We start from the raw sequence: 20,254 nt of genomic DNA, 5'->3' as shown, positions 1-20,254 counted from the left end.
TAGCTGATCCCCCCTAACCCCCCTTAAAAAGGGGGAAGAATCAAAGTCCCCCTTTTTAAGGGGGATTTAGGGGGATCTCCAAGGGTTAGGCGTATAAAAAAAACTTTTCAAACAACCTCTAATATCATGTCCGGGTAATTAGTTATTCCACCTCTTAATCCCCTCCCCTTACTAAGGGGAAGGGAGACAAAGCATAGCTCTAGCGGGGTAGGGTTCTTCGAGTTTAATAAGTAATCAAGCGGACATGATATAACTTAATGTTTCACAAGGGTGCATCCCAGTTATTATTTTGCAATGAAATAATAACTGTCATTGCGATCGCGAACAGCGTTTCGCAGATAAGCAACCGCATGGACTCGCGCTAGGCTATTGACTTTGATTGAATTTATGGTTTTTTGGTTCAGTACCCTACGAGAAGGCTCCACTTACGTAATGATATGCAAAAAAGTGGAATACTCCCATTTCACAACCCCATAACTGTGCGATAATGAAGCTCTAATTGTGCTACAGTATCGGACTTACGCTTTGTCTCCCATTGACTGCGATTAAATAATTCTTGCCGCAATTCATCAACGTTAATTGTTGTCACTTTCCCATCAGCAACAATTTGTTTGCCATTTACCCAAGCACTATCTACAACATTATTAGGACGACCTAAAACCAATAAACCGATAGGATCTGTACGAGGTAGTAATGATAAATTGGTAAGGTCATAAAGTACCAAATCGGCTTGTTTACCTACTGTCAGAGAACCAAGTTTATCTGCAATATTCAATCCCTTTGCACCTCCTAAAGATGCCATTTCGACCGCTTGTCGGGGTGTAATCCAGTGTTGATAATCTGAGTCTGTAACGTTGTGCAATATAGAACCAATTTTAATAGCTTCTAACAAATCTTGAGAGTCATTACTCGAAGCACCATCACAACCAAAAGTTACATTTACTCCAGCTTGGCGATATTTTAAAATCGGGGCGATGCCACTGCCTAAACGCAGATTACTTAAGGGATTATGAACAACTGTAGATTGAGTTTCAGCGAGGATGGCGATATCATCATCATTTAACCAGACGCAATGGGCAAGTGTTGTGCGATTGCTCAAAAACCCGATTCTTTTCAAATGTTCCACAGCAGTACAACTGTACTTTTCTTGAGCGAGTTTTTGCTGTGCCCTAGTTTCGAGTAGATGGGAGTGACGACAAAGATTATAGCGATCGCTTAACTCGATACATCCTGTAAATAATGCATCAGTACATAATTGTATCCCTGTTGGTGCAACTAAAATACTCACACCCTCATCTGGACGGTGAAACTGTCTCACCGCCTCTTCGATGATTTCCAATGTTGCCGCAGTTGAGCGATAATAAGGTTCATGAGTTTTTGCAGATTTCCCAGATGGGATACCTGCGGCGAGAGATTCATCTTGAATTAGGGGGGCGATAAAAGCGCGAATCCCAACTTCTCTGTAAGCGCGAGTTGCAATAGCGATGGTTTCTAACTCAAGTCCAGGAATTAACACTAGGTGATCTACTACACTCGTCCCACCGGATAGCAAGGTTTCCACCGCAGTCCCCAAAGCACTCAGATAAACTTGTTCAGTGTAGAGAGGCGCAAAATCATACAGTTCCGCCAACCATAATTCTAAAGGCAAAATTGACATGATTCCTCGCTGCCACATCTCTGATGAATGGGTGTGAGCGTTGAAAAAGCCAGGTAGTAAAAGCTTGTTTTTACCATCTATAGGTGTACCGATTACTGGTAAATTGGGGGCAATGGCTGCGATTGCACCATCTACAACCTGTACATTTACCGTTGCATAATCATCACTGGCGGTAATCAAAACATTCACAATAGTGAAATTTACCATATTTAACCTTGATTAAGTAATTGTATTTTGAACTGAATTTCAAGTTACAAAATAGAAAATGGTCTTGGATATTGCAATTTTATGAACTTGCCTTTTCGGACATTGGGAGTTGCACCAAATGCGTGGACAGTGAATGATGCGATCGCAGATATCACTCGTCCTCAAAAGACCCCACAACCCGTTATTTTATCAACAGATACTAAAACCCTGCGTCTAGACTTGGCAAAAACTGCTATCCTTATCGTTGATATGCAAAACGACTTCTGTCACCCTGATGGTTGGTTAGCGCATATCGGTGTAGACGTAACTCCGGCGCGTCAGCCTATTGAACCTTTAAACAACTTACTTCCCGAACTCCGTGATGTGGGTGTTCCAGTTATTTGGGTAAATTGGGGGAATCGTCCCGACTTGCTCAATATTAGTGCTGCTTCGCGTCATGTCTATAACCCCACAGGGGCAGGTGTAGGATTAGGCGATCCACTGCCAAGTAATGGTGCTAGAGTACTTATGGCAGGTAGTTGGGCCGCAGCAGTCGTAGACGAACTAGAACAACTCCCCGAAGACATTCGTGTGGACAAGTATCGGATGAGTGGATTTTGGGATACGCCATTAGATAGCATCTTGCGAAATCTGGGAAAGACAACATTATTTTTTGCTGGTGTGAATGCCGATCAATGTGTGCTAGCCACATTGTGCGATGCCAACTTTTTAGGATATGACTGCGTGTTAATTAAAGACTGTAGCGCCACTACTTCGCCTGAATATTGTTGGCTGGCAACATTGTACAACGTCAAACAGTGCTTTGGTTTTGTCACTGACTCCCAAGAGATTTTAACAGCGCTGCAAAAGAGTGAGGAGTGAGGAGTTAGGAGTTAGGAATGAGGAGTTAGAAATATTTAGTAATTAGTTATTCTCTGATTTAGAGATACAACTAATCAATATTCAGAACTTGGATTTTAGAAATTTTCATACCCATCGATAACTTCAGAGGGGATAAATAAATGTACGTTACTCGTTGTGTAATTCCGGTTATCAAATCTCTCAAAGATTACCAAGTATATCGCATCAGTCCCAACGACTCTAATCGATTAGCAATTATCTTCGATTCGACAAATGCTAATACTTCATTGACTTGCTGCATAGAAATTTTTGATGTTGGTGGACAAACACTGCCACATCGCCATCAGGGGGCGGTGGAAATGTTTTTCATCCTCAAAGGGGAAGCGATCGCGATGTGTGACGGTAAGAGTGCCAATATCAAAGCTGGGGATAGTTTATTAGTGCCTCCTACTGGTACTCATTTGATTAAAAACACTGGTTCTACTCGCTTGTACACATTGACTGTTATGGTTCCCAATGAAGACTTTTCAGAATTGATTCGCAGTGGGATTCCATCAGAGTTAGATGCCGAAGATATGGCAGTATTGGGGAGAGTGAATGCTTTATGATCTCGTAAGCTGTAGGGGCAATTCATTAATTGCCCCTACAGGTATACCTCACATAAATGAGAACCGCTATAGTAAAAACCTTAATTGGATAATTGATAACTTGGATGTTCTTGCATTAGTAACTTTCCATCTTTAGTTAGCTTCATTTGCTGCCCTCGCCACTCTATAGTGTTACCAATAAAGCCAAAACACCAAAAAGCAAAGCTTAACAAGTCACACAAAGGAACCAGCCATAAAAACTTGATGACAATTGGATCTTTCAGGCTGATAGTACCAACAATCCAAGCCATTACCAATCTTGTTATCCAACAGATAGATATTCCTAGCCATCCTAGTATTGAACCATCTGTGACAATTAGCAGCAGCATGCTGCTGACAATACCATAGGTAAAAATTAGTCCTAGATAACCCCAAGGACGACAAACTCGTTTACCACGCGCCCAACGAATCTGGCGCTTGATGGCATTAACTAAGTTGTTGTTTGTCTGGACATGTTCAACCACATAGTCGGAAAGCATAGCCTTGTAACCTATTTGGACAGGTAAATATCCAAGTTGAAAATCATCTGCTAAATAATCAGCAATTGCTTCAAATCCACCGATCGCTTCTAGGACTTTTTTCGGGATAGCAATGGTGGAACCAAAGGCATATTCTATACCATTTTCCTGGATGTTGCTGACTAAAACCCCAGCATGAAACTCTGTAGTCGTCCCAATAGCCTCTAATGTCGATACCCATCCCTTAGTTAAGGATCGATACATACAGGTAACGACACCCACGCTTTTGTCTTGCAACGGCTGGACAACTGTTTGCAAATAATCTCTTCCAACTCGGATGTCACTATCCGCAAGGAAGAGAATTTCGTACTTAGCTTTGGCTGCGGCATTGGCCAAGTTGCTAACTTTCAGGTTTGTACCGATAATGCGATCGCTCACTACCAACAGAATATCTAAATCTGGAAAATTATAGATGATTTTCTCTACAACCTCTATGCAAGGGTCTTGAGGGTTTCGCACAGCAAAAATGATTTGATATTCTGGATAGTCCTGCTGACAAAATGAGGCTAGATTTTCATAAGCATTACTATCAAGCCCACAAATGGGTTTGAGAATACTAACAGGTGGATGAAACTCTAAATCGATTGGACTGGGATCGGCAAAAAAAGTTATTGCTGCATACATTGCATAGCAATAAAACCACACGGATGAGATGCACAAAATTATTAGAAAATCAATGATAATTATGTGAATATTTGTTAAGATGGTAGATACAAACATGGCCATTAATTTAGCTGCTGAGAAGTTTAGGCTTTTTTTAAGTGCGTATGCAAAAATGTTTATGTCATTGCGTAGGCGGAGCCTTCCCGTAGGGTACGGAATGAAATGTAGCGAACGCGAACAGCGTCTCTAAGAGGATGTTTTAAAAGTCCTCTGGTCGGTAGCAAAAAGTTTTAGATCCCCCTAAATCCCCCTTTTTAAGGGGGACTTTGATTCCGGTTCCCCCCTTTTTAAGGGGGTTAGGGGGGATCAACAAGTGCCTAAAATTACAGCCAACCACTTTTAAAACATCCTCTAAGAGTTGCAATCCCAAGACCTTGCAATTGCTTCATTCCGCTTTGCTCCATTCGCAATGACAAATGTATATTTTATTTTGCATTACTACTTATGTCCGTTAGATGAAATTGGGATGACAAAGTTATTACTTTAACGTCGTAAGTTGGGATAGGAAATGGTGGTTAGTAATTTCAAAGCCGTTACTAATCAGCACTTCGCGGACTTGATTACTTAACAAAGCAGCAAGTTCTGCCTCACCTTCTCCATTTAAAGCATCGTTATCAATAGCGTTGGCGTTCGTGCCGCGTCTCGTAGAGAAGCCCACCGTAGGCATCGCTGGATGAGAGTAAATCTCAACTAAGTTTGCCTGAATTTGGGGGATCAATTCAAGCAAATATTCCTCCGTCATACTACCAGTTTGTAATAAACCGTAAACTCTTTGGGTAAAGCTAATGCCTTGGGACTCTAGCATTCTCTCACCATAGCGGCGTAGTCTGCCAAATACTGCTGACCAAACTAGCTTTGTCAACAGATGACTGCGATTAAGTCTGAGATTCAACCCCAATTCCTCACTTGGTAGACGAATTACTTTAATATCAAATTCTGCTGCCAACTCAACTAAAATACGTAAGACTACTGGATGCGTATGGAGATGCAAATGTCCATCCACATGAGAAAGAGGCAAGCCAGTAGAACGGTATTTTTCTAGCTGGGCGCGAATTTCTTGCCGCAGTTCCTCACGGGTTTCCTTGACAAATTGATAGCGCAACCCGGCATTCAATGGACTATTAGAAAAGTTACCTTCTTTATCAACTAAATGGGGAATTTGCTCTGGTGGTAGCACAGAACGTCCACATACCAACACAAGATGTAAACCAACAGCCAGGTTGGGGTTGACACTTGCCAAGGTGACAGCCTCATTTGCCTCATCAGCGCTTACCATTAGACTAGTACTGGTTAGTACTCCTTGTTTGTGTGCTTTGATAATCGCTTGATTAACTCCTTCAGAGAAACCAAAATCATCGCCATTGATAATAGCGAATCGTTTTGCTTGCATATTTAGTTAGTTGTGTATTTTTAAGGTTCTGTTGAAGAAGAATTCAGAAGTCATACCAATTTGAAAAAACAATGCGACAAATAGACCATTTGTAGAGACACGATTCATCGCGTCTTCACCCAAGGATATGTTGCAATCATTAATTGAATTGATATCATAATTCATAATCAATTAGTGGAGGATTAGACCCACCACCAATACTGCTCGGATAAGCAGGGGAAGCAGGGGAAGCAGGGGAAGCAAAAACTCAACGCCAGCCTCCATTTCTCCCCCTGCTCAAGAACAGCTTGCCTCAACCAAGAAATTCCAAAACCTACGCAGTATTAGACCCACCACTAATTGGAGAACGAATTTTTTGACTATTTTATATTTGGCCGAGTTATGTCAATACCAACAACGACTGATTATGCTTTCGCAGTTGCTTGGGTACGACGATCTTTCAAATAGGAGAAAAATTCCCGTCCTTCACGCAAGCGGCGCACTAACATTTGGGGATCGGTGAGCATTTCCCCGACAATTGGGATGATTGCTCTGGGACGGAAGTAAAACTTCCGATACATTTTCTCAACTGCATCCTCAATTTCAGTACTAGAGAGATTTGGATATTGCAGTGTAGACATTTGAATTCCTGAACTAGCAACTAAGGAATTGTTGCTAAACCAATTATTTTCTTGTGCTTGACGATAAAGTTCTGTTCCGGGATAGGGGGCGGCGATGGAAACCTGAATTGTATGAGGACTAATCTCGCAAGCAAAGCGGACTGTTTCTTCTATTGTTTGTGGGGTTTCGTCGGGTAAACCGATGATAAATGTGCCGTGTACGGTAATGCCAAGTTTATGACAATTTTCCATAAACTTCCGCGCTACTTCTAGCTTGATTCCTTTCTTAATCCCATCTAGAATTTGCTGATTGCCTGATTCAAATCCTACTAAGAGTAGACGTAAGCCATTATCGCGTAGTTGTTTGAGAGTGTCGTAGTCGAGATTGGCGCGGGCGTTGCAACTCCAAGTTAGTTTGAGTCGGTGCATGTGTTCGCTAATTGCGATCGCTCGCTGTTTGTCAATGGTAAAGGTATCGTCATCAAACATATATTCTCGCACCTTGTCGCCAAAGATTCCTTTAGCTTCTTCCATCTCGCGCCCAACGGCTGCTGGGCTTTTAGTGCGATACAAGTGTCCGCCAATTGTTTGCGGCCAAAGACAGAAAGTACATTTTGCCGGACAGCCCCGCCCAGTGTAAAAGGATATATATGGATGCAGCAAGTAGCCAATAAAGTATTTTGTAATATCCAAATCGCGGTGATAAATTGGCAATACACTGGGCATCACATCCCAATCGTGAATCAAGGGACGGTCTTCATTATGATGGATATTACCCTGGCGATCGCGGTAGCTTAGACCTGTGATTTCTTCCCAAGCTTTCCCTTCGGCTATTTCTTTACACGTATAGTCAAATTCGTGGCGACACACAAAGTCAATAATTGGGTTTTCAGCCAGCGTTTGCTCTGGTAATACTGCTACGTGCGCTCCAATCAAGCCAATCTTAATATTGGGGTTTTGAGCTTTGATTGTCTCGGCACATTTTACATCATTAGGTAGTGAAGGCGTGCTGGTGTGCATGATAATTAGCTCGTAATTTTGAGCAATTTCAATGACATCTTCTACTGTTTGACCGTGTGGAGGTGCATCTATCAGCTTGCTACCAGGAACAAGGGCGGCGGGTTGCGCCAGCCATGTAGGATACCAGAAGGAAGTAATTTCCCGCTTGGCTTGGTATCGAGAACCTGCTCCCCCATCAAAGCCATCGAAGGAAGGAGGACTGAGAAACAAAGTTTTTTTCATACTTTTTTAGAATAAAACCTAAAAAGCAGCATAGCTGATCTCAGTCGTAAATCATTCATCAAATTTTCTATTTCTCTGTATCTTGGTAAAAAATTCGCGGTGTCCAGATTCCCCTCTTGCGAAGTACGAATTGTTTAAGGCGGTGCAGCGATCGCTAACAAGGCGATCGTAGCCAAAATACAGTGCCGCTAAATTGCTTGATTTTTGAGAATTGATTGGCACAATCAGTTGTAATTCCAACTAGCTTACCGTGATATTTCAGAAGTTTTTAACTGTAAGATAGAAAACTTACCCTCAAAGCGCAACCGAATATTGGTTTGCAAATGACTCTCTTAAAAATTGGGCATTGGGCATTGGCATAGGCGTTTATTATGAATTTGATTTATTTTATTTTGCGTTCTTCGTGGGGAATGGTAGCGATCGCGATCGCTACCGGTTTTTTGAGTGGTGGTAGTAGTGCTGGCTTGATTGCCTTAATTAGCCATACTGCAAGTAGCGGTTCTGCTTCTCGGCTCACATCTATAATTCTGGGTTTTGTGGGGCTGGCAATTGTTGCCTTAATTACCAGTATCATTTCTCAAGTCATGCTGATTCGCCTTTCTCAGAAAGCTATTTTGCAATTACGAATGCGTTTGAGTCGCCAGATTCTGGCTTCTGAGTTGAGTCATCTAGAAAGCTTAGGGAATCCTCGATTATTGGCAACTCTCACAGAAGATATTCAGGCGGTTGCCAATGCTGTTTATCAGATGCCTTTCATTTTTATTAATTTAGCGATCGTCGTGGGTTGTATAGCGTACATAACTTGGCTTTCTTGGTTAGTACTACTAATGGTTTGTGGAATTTCAGTAGTTGCGATCGCTAGTTGTCAGTGGCTACTCGACAAAGGAGGCAAATTACTAGCCCTAGCTCGTGATGATGAAGATCATTTGTTTAAACATTTTCGCACCATTACCGAAGGAGTCAAGGAACTCAAGCTAAACTATAGCCGTCGCCAAGATTTTTTAGAAAAAAAACTGCAATCAACTGCTAACGAATTCCTTAATCATAACGTTGGCGGTCTAACCCTTTTTGCCATAACTACCAGTTGGGGTCAACTCGTATTCTTTTTTGCCCTTGGTTTTGTCTTGTTCGTACTGCCGAATCTGCTAACCATCAATCCTGAAACTCTCTCTGGTTATATTTTAACCTTCACTTATTTGGTGTTACCAATGGATAACATCATCAGTAAACTTCCCTTATTAAGTAAAGCCAGTATTGGTTTACAAAAAATCGAGTCACTAGGTTTATCTCTAGGTAGCCGAACTGAAATATTAACTGTTCCACCTGCCCTTAAATCTGACTGGCACAGCTTAAAATTTCAAAGTGTTACCCACACTTATCAGAGAGTTCAAGAAGACAATAGTTTTATCTTTGGCCCGATCAATCTGACACTTCATCCTGAAGAATTAGTCTTTATTGTCGGCGGTAATGGTAGCGGTAAATCTACATTGGCTAAACTAATTAGTGGACTTTACATTCCTGAAAAGGGTGAAATTTGGTTTGATAATGAGTTAATTAGCGAAGAGAACCGAGAATGGTATCGCCAGCATTTTTCTGTAGTATTTTCTGACTTTTATTTATTTGAAGAACTTTTAGGTATAAAAAACTCTAACTTAGATGCTCAAGCGACAAAATATTTAAAACAACTACAACTAGACCATAAAGTAAAAGTTGAAAATGGTCAACTTTCCACCACAGCACTTTCTCAAGGACAACGAAAACGGCTGGCTTTACTCACAGCCTACTTGGAAGATCGACCAATTTATCTATTTGATGAGTGGGCAGCCGATCAAGATCCAGTATTCAAAGAAATATTTTACACTCAGCTACTACCAGAATTGCGATCGCGGGGCAAAACAGTTCTGGTGATTAGCCATGACGATCATTATTTTCATTTAGCCAACCGAATTATCAAACTTGACTATGGAAAAATAGAGTACGACAAAACTTAATCCAAGGATATTGGGTCAAGTCGCTTCGCTCCAATTAAAAATTAAAAATTATTAATTAAAAATTGCAATCAGTGGGGGCTTGAACCAACACTGATTGTAGACCACTGAATCAAAGATTCAGTGGGGGCTTGTACCCAAAATTAATTAAAAATTATTATTATTCTTAATTTTTAACTTTTAACTTTTAATTTTTAATTAAAAAAAGTCAAGGCTCTTAAAGTTTATAGGACTTATGCATTGACAGGAAAGACCAAGTATAGAACAATACAGTTCATATCAGACCAAAACACTTGTAGAGACGACGATTTATCGCGTCTCGAAAACCCAACATTTTTACCAGTAGTCCTTAACTGAACCGTATTTAAGTATAGATAATTGGAAAAACCAGATCCATCGTAGGGGCAATTCATGAATTGCCCCTACGACGCGGATCTATTTACCATCAATGAATGACTCGTTAAAACCTGAAGGTAGTACGGAGCCAAGCAACTAAACTATCAGGATTCTCAGCATTAAAATCAGGTGCAGTAATCCATATTACCCCAGGCGTGATTGCAATATTGTCATTGATTTGATACTGATAAAAGCCTTCAATATGTAAGGAGGTATCTTTGTCTGCAACACCATTACCTGCTCCTAAATTCACATTCCGACTCAGACTAGTCAACTTTGGCTCCATGCCTACAAAAATACCTCCCAAATTACCTTTTTTAAATAAATCGGGGAATGCTAATCCTGCACCCCAGTCCCAGACTTCTGCATCTCCCTGCCCTAAGTAACGGTGTGCGGAATAACCTACCCATCCATTTAATGCTATGGATGGAGTAACCCGATAAAATGCTTCTGCACCATAAGTATTCGCTAAAGTTCCGGCTCCAGCCACGGTGCTGTTTGCTAAGTTACTACCGATGACTGGGCCGAAGTTTGTGCCACTAAGACCTGTAGTGTTTGGTGGACTATAAGTATTGGCGTAAGTCAAAGCCAGTCGGAAATTATTCTTGGGGCTGCTGTATAGTAATTGTCCGAGAGTTACATATCTACCCTCAAATAAGCCATTATTATCTGTAGGACTATTAGGGTTAATTGCGGTGTACTCTAACCCTAATTGAAGTTGTTTACTAAAGTTATGGAGGATGGCAATTCCGGCTCCAGTATCCCCATAGTCATAGACCATATTTCGCCGCGAATATCGTGAGATTCCATTCGCTGCTGACCCTTCAAAATACGGGTTGATAGTTCCACTCAAACCTAGCTCAAAGGCTCCATCAGACTGAGCAAAAACGTTAATTGCAGTATTATTACCAAGTAAATAACGATAGCGAAGACCAGAGACTGTAAGTTCATTGTTGGGGAATAGTGGACTGGCGTTATCAGAAGTTTTGCCATCACTGGTTCCAAGTAATCCACTTCTTGTTCCTCCTAAAGAGGTAATATTTCCGCCCGATAGTGCTATCCGCAGTTGATCTGTACCGTTGAAACTGGTGTTTAACTTTAAAGTAACCCGGTCTTGAAATGTAAAGTTGTGAGGTGCGGGTTGTTTAGTGACAACGTTGTTGCCTGTGACGACTCCTCCAATCACAGTCTCAACTTCACCAACAAGTTTGGTTGTGGTAGAAAACTGCTGTGCTTGAAGAGTCGCTGTTCTTGTTTCCAACGAATCCACCCTTCCCCGTAGTTGGGCTAGTTCTGGCGCAAATTGATTTTGGAGTTTTTGCAATGTTTCTAAATCTTCTTTTTTCAGCAAATCGCTAGTTCCCGCACTCACCAACTCATTGATCCTAGTCAAAGCTGCATTTAGTCCCGCTGCAAACTCATAACGAGTCATTGCCCGATTTCCTTTAAAGGTTTGGTTGGGGTAGCCTGTAATCACACCATACCGTTCCACCAAAGATTGCAAAGCTTGAAATGCCCAATCGGTAGGTTTGATATCTGATAACTGCGAAACAGAAGTTACTTGCCCCATTGCTGCATTATCATCTGGCGATCGCATTTGATGACTTAGTGGGCGATCGCTAGTCTTAAGAGTAGGTAATTGTTGAGGTATAGGTGAGAGTAGTTGTGAAATAGGCGTAACTTGCTCCATCACAGAATTGTTGCTATTACGAAAAAATCTAGGCAACTGTTCAGAATCAGCAACAATGGTGGTGTCACTCACAGGAAATACAGTAGATTGAGGTGTATTAGCCTGACCTTTTGCAGGATGAAGAACTAGGATAATTGAAATATCTAGCAAAAAAAGTAAGCACAATTTAAATCTATAATTCCAGCGAACAATCGACATGACTCCTCAACCTTAAAAGCGAAAGAACTGACTAAAAATTGAACAGGAAAAGCCGCAGAAATATTTATTACAATACTTCTGTTTAAATGCCAGATTATTTACTAGCAATGATTTAGCTGGCTATATATCTCAGATGTCAAACCAGCAATACAGTGATTGAATCTGAAACTAAAGAAAGTCGAATCTTAATTATTTTTCATTAAATACTGCAAATCTATCGACTTACTGTATTTTGACAAACCATTTTTGCATAGAGACTTGGAAAATGCAAGTATCGTTACTCTATAAGGTTAAATTTTAATTCCAGATTTGCCATGCCAAAATTGCCAGCATCGCACTTCTAAAAAGATGCCTTGCCTAATTCAAATAGAGCTATTTTCCAGTCATCGTTGCAGCGAACAAGACTAACCTGATTGACTTGTGCCTCAACGGTTTGGGGAAATAATACTAGTAGCTGCAACCTGCAAAATGATTGATTTGTTCAACAACACGAGCATTCTTAACAGAGATATTGATAATGTCAATTACTGCTGAGAATTTAACCTATTACTTTATTTATATGTCAATCCTATGTCAATCCTATGTCGATTTTATGTCAGAATAATATAGCAGTCCTAAATCATTGGTGAAAAATAAGATACCCGACAACTTTTAGGAAGTCGGGAATAGGCGATCGCTAAAATAATTCCACAGCTTATTCTCTGGCAATAACTATATCGTTGGACTTAATTACGGCATAAGCTTCCTTCCCCTCAGACAAATCCAACTCTTCTACCGATACTCTAGTGATAATCGAAATTAACTCAACTTTGTGAACAATCTCCAGCGTCACTTCACTATTAACTGCTCCTGTGACAACTCGCTTAACAACACCCTTCAGAATATTGCGGGAGCTAACTTTAAGTGGTTTCTTTTGAATACTAATTTCTATCTCAGGCTTTTGAGTATAGATATCTTCCTCTTCTGTATTTATAGTTGGTAGCGAGTTAGATGATGAAGAGTGTTGATTAAGACCACGTACCAATTCTCGGAGAATTTCGGTCTTGGTTCGCTGAGACTGGCCACAAAACTCTTCTAAAATCTTTCGCTCCTCTTCTGAGGTTTGGAATGTGACCCACCCTTGTTCTTTTTTAGGCATAACTTTACCGATATAGTTGGAAAAATCTTGGTATTATTGCTAGGATTCTACCTAGCATCAATTTTAAAAAAAACCTCTCAAGTACCTTATTCTATGAAAAGAAGACAAATTCTAGGCTTTCTAGGTATCGCAGTTGCAGGCATATTGCTGGCAATCGGTTTACCCCTTGTTACTCCTTCTCCTGTAATAGCACAGTCAAATAACACTATACTTGTGTCCGCAGCTGCCAGCTTAAAAGAGGCACTAGAAGAAATTAAGCCCATATACCAACAAAGTAAATCAGATGTCAACATTAATTATAATTTTGGGGCTTCTGGGGCTTTGCAGCAACAGATTGAACAAGGTGCGCCAGCTGATATCTTTATTTCTGCTGGCAAAAAGCAAGTAGATGCCTTAGAACAAAAAGGACTGTTGCTACCAGGTAGCCGAATTAACCTGGCAAATAACCGTCTAGTATTGATTGTGGCTCAAGATGTTGTTGGCATTAGTAGCTTCTACAATTTAACAGATAGCAAGATTAAGAAAATTGCGATCGGTGAACCCAGAAGTGTACCCGCCGGTCAATATGGGGAACAAGTCTTAAGGAAATTGAAAATTTACGATCGCGTCAAGTCCAAATTGGTCTTTGCTAACAATGTGCGTCAAGTATTAGCAGCAGTAGAAAGTGGTAATGCTGAAGCGGGTTTAGTTTATGCCACTGATGCCAAAATTTCCAATAAGGTAAAAGTCGTAGTCGCTGCTGACGATAAGTTTCACTCACCAATTGTCTATCCGATGGCAGTAATTAAAGCCAGTAAAAATATTCCCGCAGCCAAAGACTTTATCCAGTTTTTATCTGATAGTCAAGCCAAGACTGTACTCAAAAAATATGGGTTTATTGTACGTTAATAGCTAAACAGAGCAAATTCCAGCAGTTTGCTTTTGAAGTGAGGTACAAAATGATAGGACTCAAAATTAGATATAAAGAGTTTCTATCATCCTGCCTCAAATCCCGTAACTTTGGTATTTGCTATTAGGATTATTTCTTAACAAAAGCTTGAGAAAATTGAGATATTTTTTAACTTTTTATCAGCCCTACTTTGAGTAGGATGTTTGAATTGAATATAGCGTTTCCTGACTTAGTGAGATACACCTGTAAGGGCACAACTAGCTGTGCCCTTACAGGTGTACTAATCAAATTTCAGGAAACAAACTACCAGTTAATTCAAGAAATTTGGAGTACCACCACCACCATTCCTACCAACAGCAGGAATTTCTAGTAGACTATCTGTGGCTTGGCCAGTACCGTCGTTGATAACAGATGTAGAGCCACCTGGATGTCCATTGGGGACGAATAGTTGCGGATGGTCAAAAGGTGCTTTCTCATACCGAACTCGGTCATCAGTCAATCCCTTTAAAAAGGCGACCAATTGCTGCTTTTCATCTGCTGAGAGATTCAGGGGTGGGAGAACTCCAAAGTCACCACCGCGATTGTAAAAATCAACCACTTGCTCTAACGTCGCCTGACCTCCATTGTGGAAGTAGGGAGCAGTAAGTTCCACATTGCGAAGTCCTGGTGCTTTGAAAGCTCCTTTTGCAAAGACAGTTTCAGTCGGACTCAACGGTGGATTGAGGATGGGAGGATTTTCGCCGAGGAGAGCCTGAAAGTTGCCCAACTGAGCCAATCGTGCCTCTGACAGAGGATTACCTTGGCCGTTACCAAACAAACCGTCATTACCACCCAAGCCGGGGTCGTCTGTAACCGGTCTGACACCGATGTTGAAGAAACCATTGTCTTCAGGGCTGTTTGGAGGGAAGGGCGCACGTTTGATTCGTCCGTCTTTATTCACACTACTCACTGAAGCAGCTGTTAATTCCGATCCAATGTGACAACCAATGCAACCTTTACCCTCAAACAGTTGTTTACCTAGTTGCTGCTGAGGAGTAAGGGCAGTAGTGTTTCCTTCTAAAAAGCGATCGAAGGGCGTATCATTAGCAATAAGTGTAGACTCGTACAACTGAATTGCCAGCCCAAAGAATAGTGAGAAGTTGTACTCGATTAATGTATACTCATCAGTCTCCAAGGAGCGATCGGGATTTTTGATAAAAGTCCTTTGCCCTTGAGCATCAACTTGGATGAGTCGATTAGACTTCCACCACTCTGACCTGAAGGCATCTTTAATCATCTGGTCATAGGTTCTATCTCTGAGTCCGGGTCTGGGATATCTACTATCTTGACCTAAAACGCTGTCTTGCGGATGCACTATCTGCTTACCTAGCGGTCTGAGGGGAAATAACTTTTTCGCAAGTTTTCGGGGCAACTTTTTACCCTTAGCAAGGCTGAGAGATGTTCGCCCGAACTTATCACCAATTTCTTGAAAAGTCCGACCATTACTGGACAACTCAAAGGAACTGAGTGGCGGACCGACCGCTTGGGATGCCAAAGACGAATTATTCAGGCTGACTTTGACAAATTCTAGTTGATTTGGGGTAGATGCTTTGACGATCGCAGCGTTAGGATCTCTTAAACCAAAGGGATTCACCCCATTAAAGATATTTTGTGCCCTTCCGTCCCAGAAGTTGCGGAAGTTGAATGCTGCATTAATCACGGTTGCTGTGTTACGCGGCTCAACGCGGCGCACATTGATACCTCCCACGTTAAAAACTGGATCTGGTTCGTTTGTTACTTGGTCTTGTGCATTACCAGGCGTGACATCAACAAACTTACTATTGAAGACCCCCTGAGAAGAACTGACATCGTTACGGTCAGATACAAGGCTAGTAGGATCATTCGGGTTCGACAGTTTGTGAAAGGGAAAATCTTCTGGTTTAAGCTGGTAATTTGGTAGACCGCCGACATCAAAAATCGTGTCGGGATTGGCTGTACCATCAGCGTTAATCCGCAAAAGTCCAGGATTAATCTGATTTTTTGATCTACTGTCGGCTCCAGCATGGAAGTGACAAGTAGCACAAGAGGTCATTCCATCGCTACCTACTTGCATATCCCAGAAAAGAGCCTTTCCTAACTTGATGGCAGCTGGTTTATCTTTTACGAAGTCTCCAAGATTGTCAGGCTGTGGAACCGATACGCTTTTGAGCGAGGCTAGAGGCGGCGGCGTAACCTGGGCTGATACAGTATTTCCAGCTATGACTGCTACCATTATGATGGCAGCAATTGTTATCATCTTTGAAAATCTCGATCTCAGGTAGTTAAGCTTACCGTATTTAAATCTCCACTCTTGGCGCTTGATATTTGTCACCACATATTTGAGCAAAAATCTACCTTTTGGAGTAAGTAGCAAGTAAATTGACAAGCCTATAGTAAAGACTACTAAGCTTAACATGGGGATTATACCCATAATATTTTGTAAGAAGATAACACTGGTGCAAATTATACATTTATAGCGAAGTTTGAAATTTAATATTCATGTAAAGTAATTACACGCAATTTACAAATTCTTTATGAACAAAAAACGTCATAATTAGGACTAAAAATAAATTGATTAGGCTAGGTAAGCAGGGCAGACGCATCTTATTTACTAATAAAAACTAAAGAAGATTTTAAAATGATATAGATAATTATAAAATTTCATATAATAAATAAAACAAATCATTTAATTGTAGGACTTACGCAAAAATACTTTAGGACTTACGCAAGAGTCACGGAATAACAAACCGCAGAGGCACAGAGGACACGGAGAAATGAGAGTTTGAGAGATATTTTGCGTAAGTCCTATACTTATCTCAGTGTCGGGCGATAAATTCTCCATAGCAAAGTTCAGCTACCAAAAGGTTCTATCTCTGCACCATTAATTACCACCGCTCCTGATTTTGATTTAACAGCAGATACGATGATAGGTGCGTATGCAAAAATATTTATGTCATTGCGTAGGCGGAGCCTTCCCGTAGGGTACGGAATGAAATGTAGCGAACCATAAGTCCTTCGAACACGCTTCGCGAACGCAAGGTCTTGGGATTGCTTCATTCCGCTTTGCTCCATTCGCAATGACAAATGTATATTTATTTTTGCATTACTACTTATGCGATCGCATTCCTGACTTATCGGCATATACTTTAAAGAAATGTCACATTTAATTGCGTTATTGTAAAACTCAGCTTTACATAAGTTGATTTATGAGCCAGCCTGAAGATACTACTACCCAAGCGACTGCTTTCACTAACCACGATCGCAAACCTATTCATATACCTGGCTCTATTCAACCTCATGGTGTACTACTAGCACTCAATACTCAGGTAGAGATAGTGCAAGTTAGCAACAACACTCAAGTATACTTAGGTAAAAAGCCAGAAGATTTGCTTGGTCAACCATTGAGCTATTTATTAGACGCTCAACGAGTAGAAGTTGTGAAGCAGTGTTTGGTAAAAAAAATTGGCAGTGCTATTAATTTTAAAGTATCAATAAATACTTTGTATGGAGATAGAGACTTTGACGCGATCGCTCATCGGACAGAAGAGGCTGTGATTCTGGAGTTAGAACCGACAGACTCAAAATCTGAGGTGAGTTTTTTAGGCTTTCATGCTTTGGCAGGTGTTGCGATCGCAAAAATGCAAAGCACATCAAACCTGGTAGAATTTTTGCATTTAGTAGCTGAAGAAGTCCAAAAAATCATCGGTTTTGATCGGGTAATGGTCTATCAATTTGACCAGTCGGGAGCGGGTTCTGTTGTCGCAGAAGTTAAACGGGAAGATTTATCACCTTATTTAGGACTCCATTATCCCGCTACCGATATTCCAGCCCAGGCTAGGGAATTATATATGCGTTGCTTTCTCCGATTTCTTCCCGATTTGACAACCGAACCTGTCAACCTAGTTTCATCGGAAAATCCAACAACACATCAGCATCTTGACTTAAGTTACTCTGTGCTACGGAGTTTTGATTGGTGTTGTGCTGAATATCATCAAAATATGGGAGTACAAGCTCTTTTAGTAATTTCGCTTATTCGAGAGCAGAAGCTTTGGGGATTGATATCCTGTCATCATCAAACGACAAAGTATATTTCTTATGAAATACGTAAGATGTGCGAATTTTTGGGACAAATTGTGTCTTCAGAGTTGGCGCACAAAATTAGTTATTCGGAATGGGATTATAAGGTAAAGCTCAAATCGCTACAGTCTGAATTTTTAGAGTCTATTTCCCAAGCAGACAACTTTATCGATGCCTTAATCAAACCGGAAATCCGCTTGCTCGATGTTGTTAGTGCTTTTGGAGCGGCTGTTTGTTTGGATAATGAAATTAACCTTGTGGGAGTAACACCAAATATTGATCAGGTACGAGCGTTAATTGAATGGGCGAATACCCAAGTTAGTGATAACCTCTTTTCTACCGATTCTCTGCCCAAGCTTTATCCAGAAGCACTCATATTTAAAGATACTGCCAGTGGTTTGTTGCTGCTGCGAATTTCTAAAGTCCGGCGTTATTATATTCTTTGGTTCCGCCCTGAAGTTCTGCAAACAGTACACTGGGCAGGAAATCCACAGGAATCCATTCAAGCCCAGACAGATGGTAGTTATACCATGTCTCCCCGAAAATCCTTTGAACAATGGCAAGAAACAGTTAGATTAACTTCTTTACCTTGGAAAGCTTGCGAACTTGAAAGTGCGATCGCTCTGAGAAATGCGATCGTTGGTATTGTCCTCTCGAAGGCGGATGAATTAGCTAAAATCAACCTGGAGTTAGAACGCAGCAATCAAGAGCTAGCATCCTTTGCCTACGCTGCTTCCCACGATCTTAAGGAACCTTTGCGGGGCATTTATAACTTCTCAACGGTGCTACTAGAAGACTATGCCCAAGTCTTAGATGATGATGGAATTGAGTGCTTGCAAACAGTAGTCTCCTTATCTGTACGCATGGAAACTCTGATTAATGCTTTGCTGCGACTCTCGCAGTTAGGACAAGCACATCTCCGAGAGCAAGCAACCGATCTCAACGAATTGCTCAACCAAGTAATTGATGTCTTTCGTGCTAGTCGTCAAGACTCCGGGCTTATGGATATTCGCATTCCCCGCCCTTTACCAACAATTCAGTGCGATCGGGTTCTCGTCAATGAAGTCTTCAGTAATCTCTTAGGTAATGCGTTCAAATACAACGATAAGCCAGAGCAATGGGTTGAGATTGGCTACCTTTCGCAAGATGGGAGAGATGAGGCATCAAGGGGAGCAGGGGAAGAAGAACTATTGATCCATGCCCCATGCCCAATGCCCAATGCCCCATACCCCATTTTTTATATCCGAGATAACGGTATTGGCATCCCACAACATCACCTAGAAACTATCTTTAGATTATTCAAGCGGCTGCATTCCCAGGAAAAATACGGTGGAGGAGCAGGTGCAGGATTAGCTATTGTTAAAAAGATTGTTGAGCTTCATAACGGTAAAATTTGGGTTGAATCTACTGTAGGTGTTGGCTCTACTTTCTATTTCACGCTGGAATAGTTTAATATAATAACCAAATATGTATTTTTGTTAAGCTCTTTTAAGACCACGAATGATAAAAAAACTTCATGAACCTCTGCTAGTTGTTGAGGACAGCAATGAAGATTTTCGGATGCTACAACGTCTGATGCGGCGCATGTCCGTCCAGAACCCCATACATCGTTGTACGAATGGGGATGAGGTTTTAGAGTTTCTCTATCAACTGGGGAGCAATGCCTATAGCAAAGGCGAAGATTTACCCAACTCTAAAGTAGCATTACGACCCTCTGTGATCTTGCTCGATCTGAATTTGCCAGGTATTGATGGCCGTGACATTTTAGATCGGCTCAAGCAAGACAAGAGTTTCAAGGAAATCCCCATCGTTGTTTTTACCACATCATCTAACCCCAAGGATATTGAATTGTGCTACCAAAAGGGCGCAAATGGATATCTGGTAAAGCCGATGGATGCTCAGGAACTCAAAAAGACGATCCAGGCATTTGTGGACTACTGGCTTGAAGCCAATATGCCGCCAGTGTTGGATTAATTTGTTTATTGTCTGTTGGTGAGGCGGTAGGGAAAAAAGGATAATAAAAGAGGCGGCTCAGAGGACACAGAGGCATTTTCCTCTTTGATTTACTGTGTCTGCTTGTCTGTGCTAGATTCCTTT

At 41.2% G+C, this 20,254-nt stretch carries 14 protein-coding genes; 6 read left to right on the top strand and 8 right to left on the bottom strand.

The window, feature by feature from the left end:
* Positions 1–463: 463 nt before the first annotated feature.
* The gene (locus GTQ43_RS14520; RefSeq protein WP_265273297.1) at positions 464–1,864 is read right to left on the bottom strand and encodes an amidohydrolase; all 1,401 of its coding nucleotides are present in this window, start codon (positions 1,862–1,864) and stop codon (positions 464–466) included.
* Between the two features lie 81 nt (positions 1,865–1,945).
* Between GTQ43_RS14520 and GTQ43_RS14515 the strand changes: the two genes are divergently transcribed.
* Together GTQ43_RS14515 and GTQ43_RS14510 are read left to right on the top strand one after the other, a co-directional pair.
* Positions 1,946–2,725 carry a cysteine hydrolase family protein gene (locus tag GTQ43_RS14515; RefSeq protein ID WP_265273296.1) on the top strand — a complete coding sequence of 260 codons (780 nt, stop codon included), beginning with the start codon at positions 1,946–1,948 and terminating at the stop codon, positions 2,723–2,725.
* 140 nt (positions 2,726–2,865) lie between these two features.
* Positions 2,866–3,312 (top strand): cupin domain-containing protein, encoded by a 447-nt coding sequence (locus GTQ43_RS14510; protein ID WP_265273295.1) that lies wholly within the window; start codon positions 2,866–2,868, stop codon positions 3,310–3,312.
* An 80-nt stretch (positions 3,313–3,392) separates the two neighbouring features.
* Here GTQ43_RS14510 and hpnI read toward each other — a convergent pair whose 3' ends face one another.
* The 4 genes from hpnI to GTQ43_RS14490 form a co-directional block, all read right to left on the bottom strand.
* Complete coding sequence (hpnI, locus tag GTQ43_RS14505) at positions 3,393–4,589, bottom strand: bacteriohopanetetrol glucosamine biosynthesis glycosyltransferase HpnI (protein ID WP_265273775.1); 1,197 nt, start codon at positions 4,587–4,589, stop codon at positions 3,393–3,395.
* Positions 4,590–5,010: 421 nt separating this feature from the next.
* Complete coding sequence (gene hpnK / locus GTQ43_RS14500) at positions 5,011–5,922, bottom strand: hopanoid biosynthesis-associated protein HpnK (RefSeq protein WP_265273294.1); 912 nt, start codon at positions 5,920–5,922, stop codon at positions 5,011–5,013.
* A gap of 404 nt (positions 5,923–6,326) precedes the next feature.
* Positions 6,327–7,763 (bottom strand): hopanoid biosynthesis associated radical SAM protein HpnJ, encoded by a 1,437-nt coding sequence (gene hpnJ / locus GTQ43_RS14495; RefSeq protein ID WP_265273293.1) that lies wholly within the window; start codon positions 7,761–7,763, stop codon positions 6,327–6,329.
* A 51-nt stretch (positions 7,764–7,814) separates the two neighbouring features.
* Entirely contained in the window at positions 7,815–7,985 is a 171-nt protein-coding gene (locus tag GTQ43_RS14490) for a hypothetical protein (RefSeq protein ID WP_265273292.1), read from the bottom strand.
* A 149-nt stretch (positions 7,986–8,134) separates the two neighbouring features.
* On the opposite strand from GTQ43_RS14490, the gene GTQ43_RS14485 reads away from it, so the two are divergent.
* Positions 8,135–9,754, top strand: a complete 1,620-nt coding sequence (locus tag GTQ43_RS14485; RefSeq protein ID WP_265273291.1) for a cyclic peptide export ABC transporter — start codon at positions 8,135–8,137, stop codon at positions 9,752–9,754.
* Between the two features lie 457 nt (positions 9,755–10,211).
* On the opposite strand, the gene GTQ43_RS14480 is transcribed toward GTQ43_RS14485, so the two are convergent.
* Both GTQ43_RS14480 and GTQ43_RS14475 read right to left on the bottom strand, forming a co-directional pair.
* Entirely contained in the window at positions 10,212–12,035 is a 1,824-nt protein-coding gene (locus tag GTQ43_RS14480; protein WP_265273290.1) for an iron uptake porin, read from the bottom strand.
* Positions 12,036–12,729: 694 nt separating this feature from the next.
* Positions 12,730–13,173: a TOBE domain-containing protein gene (locus tag GTQ43_RS14475; protein WP_265273289.1), complete on the bottom strand. Its 444-nt coding sequence runs from the start codon at positions 13,171–13,173 to the stop codon at positions 12,730–12,732.
* 93 nt (positions 13,174–13,266) lie between these two features.
* Between GTQ43_RS14475 and modA the strand changes: the two genes are divergently transcribed.
* Positions 13,267–14,061, top strand: a complete 795-nt coding sequence (modA, locus tag GTQ43_RS14470) for a molybdate ABC transporter substrate-binding protein (protein WP_265273288.1) — start codon at positions 13,267–13,269, stop codon at positions 14,059–14,061.
* A 311-nt stretch (positions 14,062–14,372) separates the two neighbouring features.
* Here the strand turns inward: modA and GTQ43_RS14465 are convergent, their stop codons facing one another.
* Positions 14,373–16,511: a cytochrome-c peroxidase gene (locus tag GTQ43_RS14465; RefSeq protein WP_414859100.1), complete on the bottom strand. Its 2,139-nt coding sequence runs from the start codon at positions 16,509–16,511 to the stop codon at positions 14,373–14,375.
* Positions 16,512–17,286: 775 nt separating this feature from the next.
* On the opposite strand from GTQ43_RS14465, the gene GTQ43_RS14460 reads away from it, so the two are divergent.
* Positions 17,287–19,605 (top strand): ATP-binding protein, encoded by a 2,319-nt coding sequence (locus GTQ43_RS14460; protein ID WP_265273286.1) that lies wholly within the window; start codon positions 17,287–17,289, stop codon positions 19,603–19,605.
* Between the two features lie 52 nt (positions 19,606–19,657).
* The gene (locus tag GTQ43_RS14455) at positions 19,658–20,131 is read left to right on the top strand and encodes a response regulator (protein ID WP_265273285.1); all 474 of its coding nucleotides are present in this window, start codon (positions 19,658–19,660) and stop codon (positions 20,129–20,131) included.
* Positions 20,132–20,254: the final 123 nt, after the last annotated feature.

It is taken from the genome of Nostoc sp. KVJ3 (assembly GCF_026127265.1).
Lineage (GTDB): Bacteria > Cyanobacteriota > Cyanobacteriia > Cyanobacteriales > Nostocaceae > Nostoc.
Note: the sequence above shows the minus strand (reverse complement) of the source record. Positions and strands in the feature narration are given on the sequence as shown.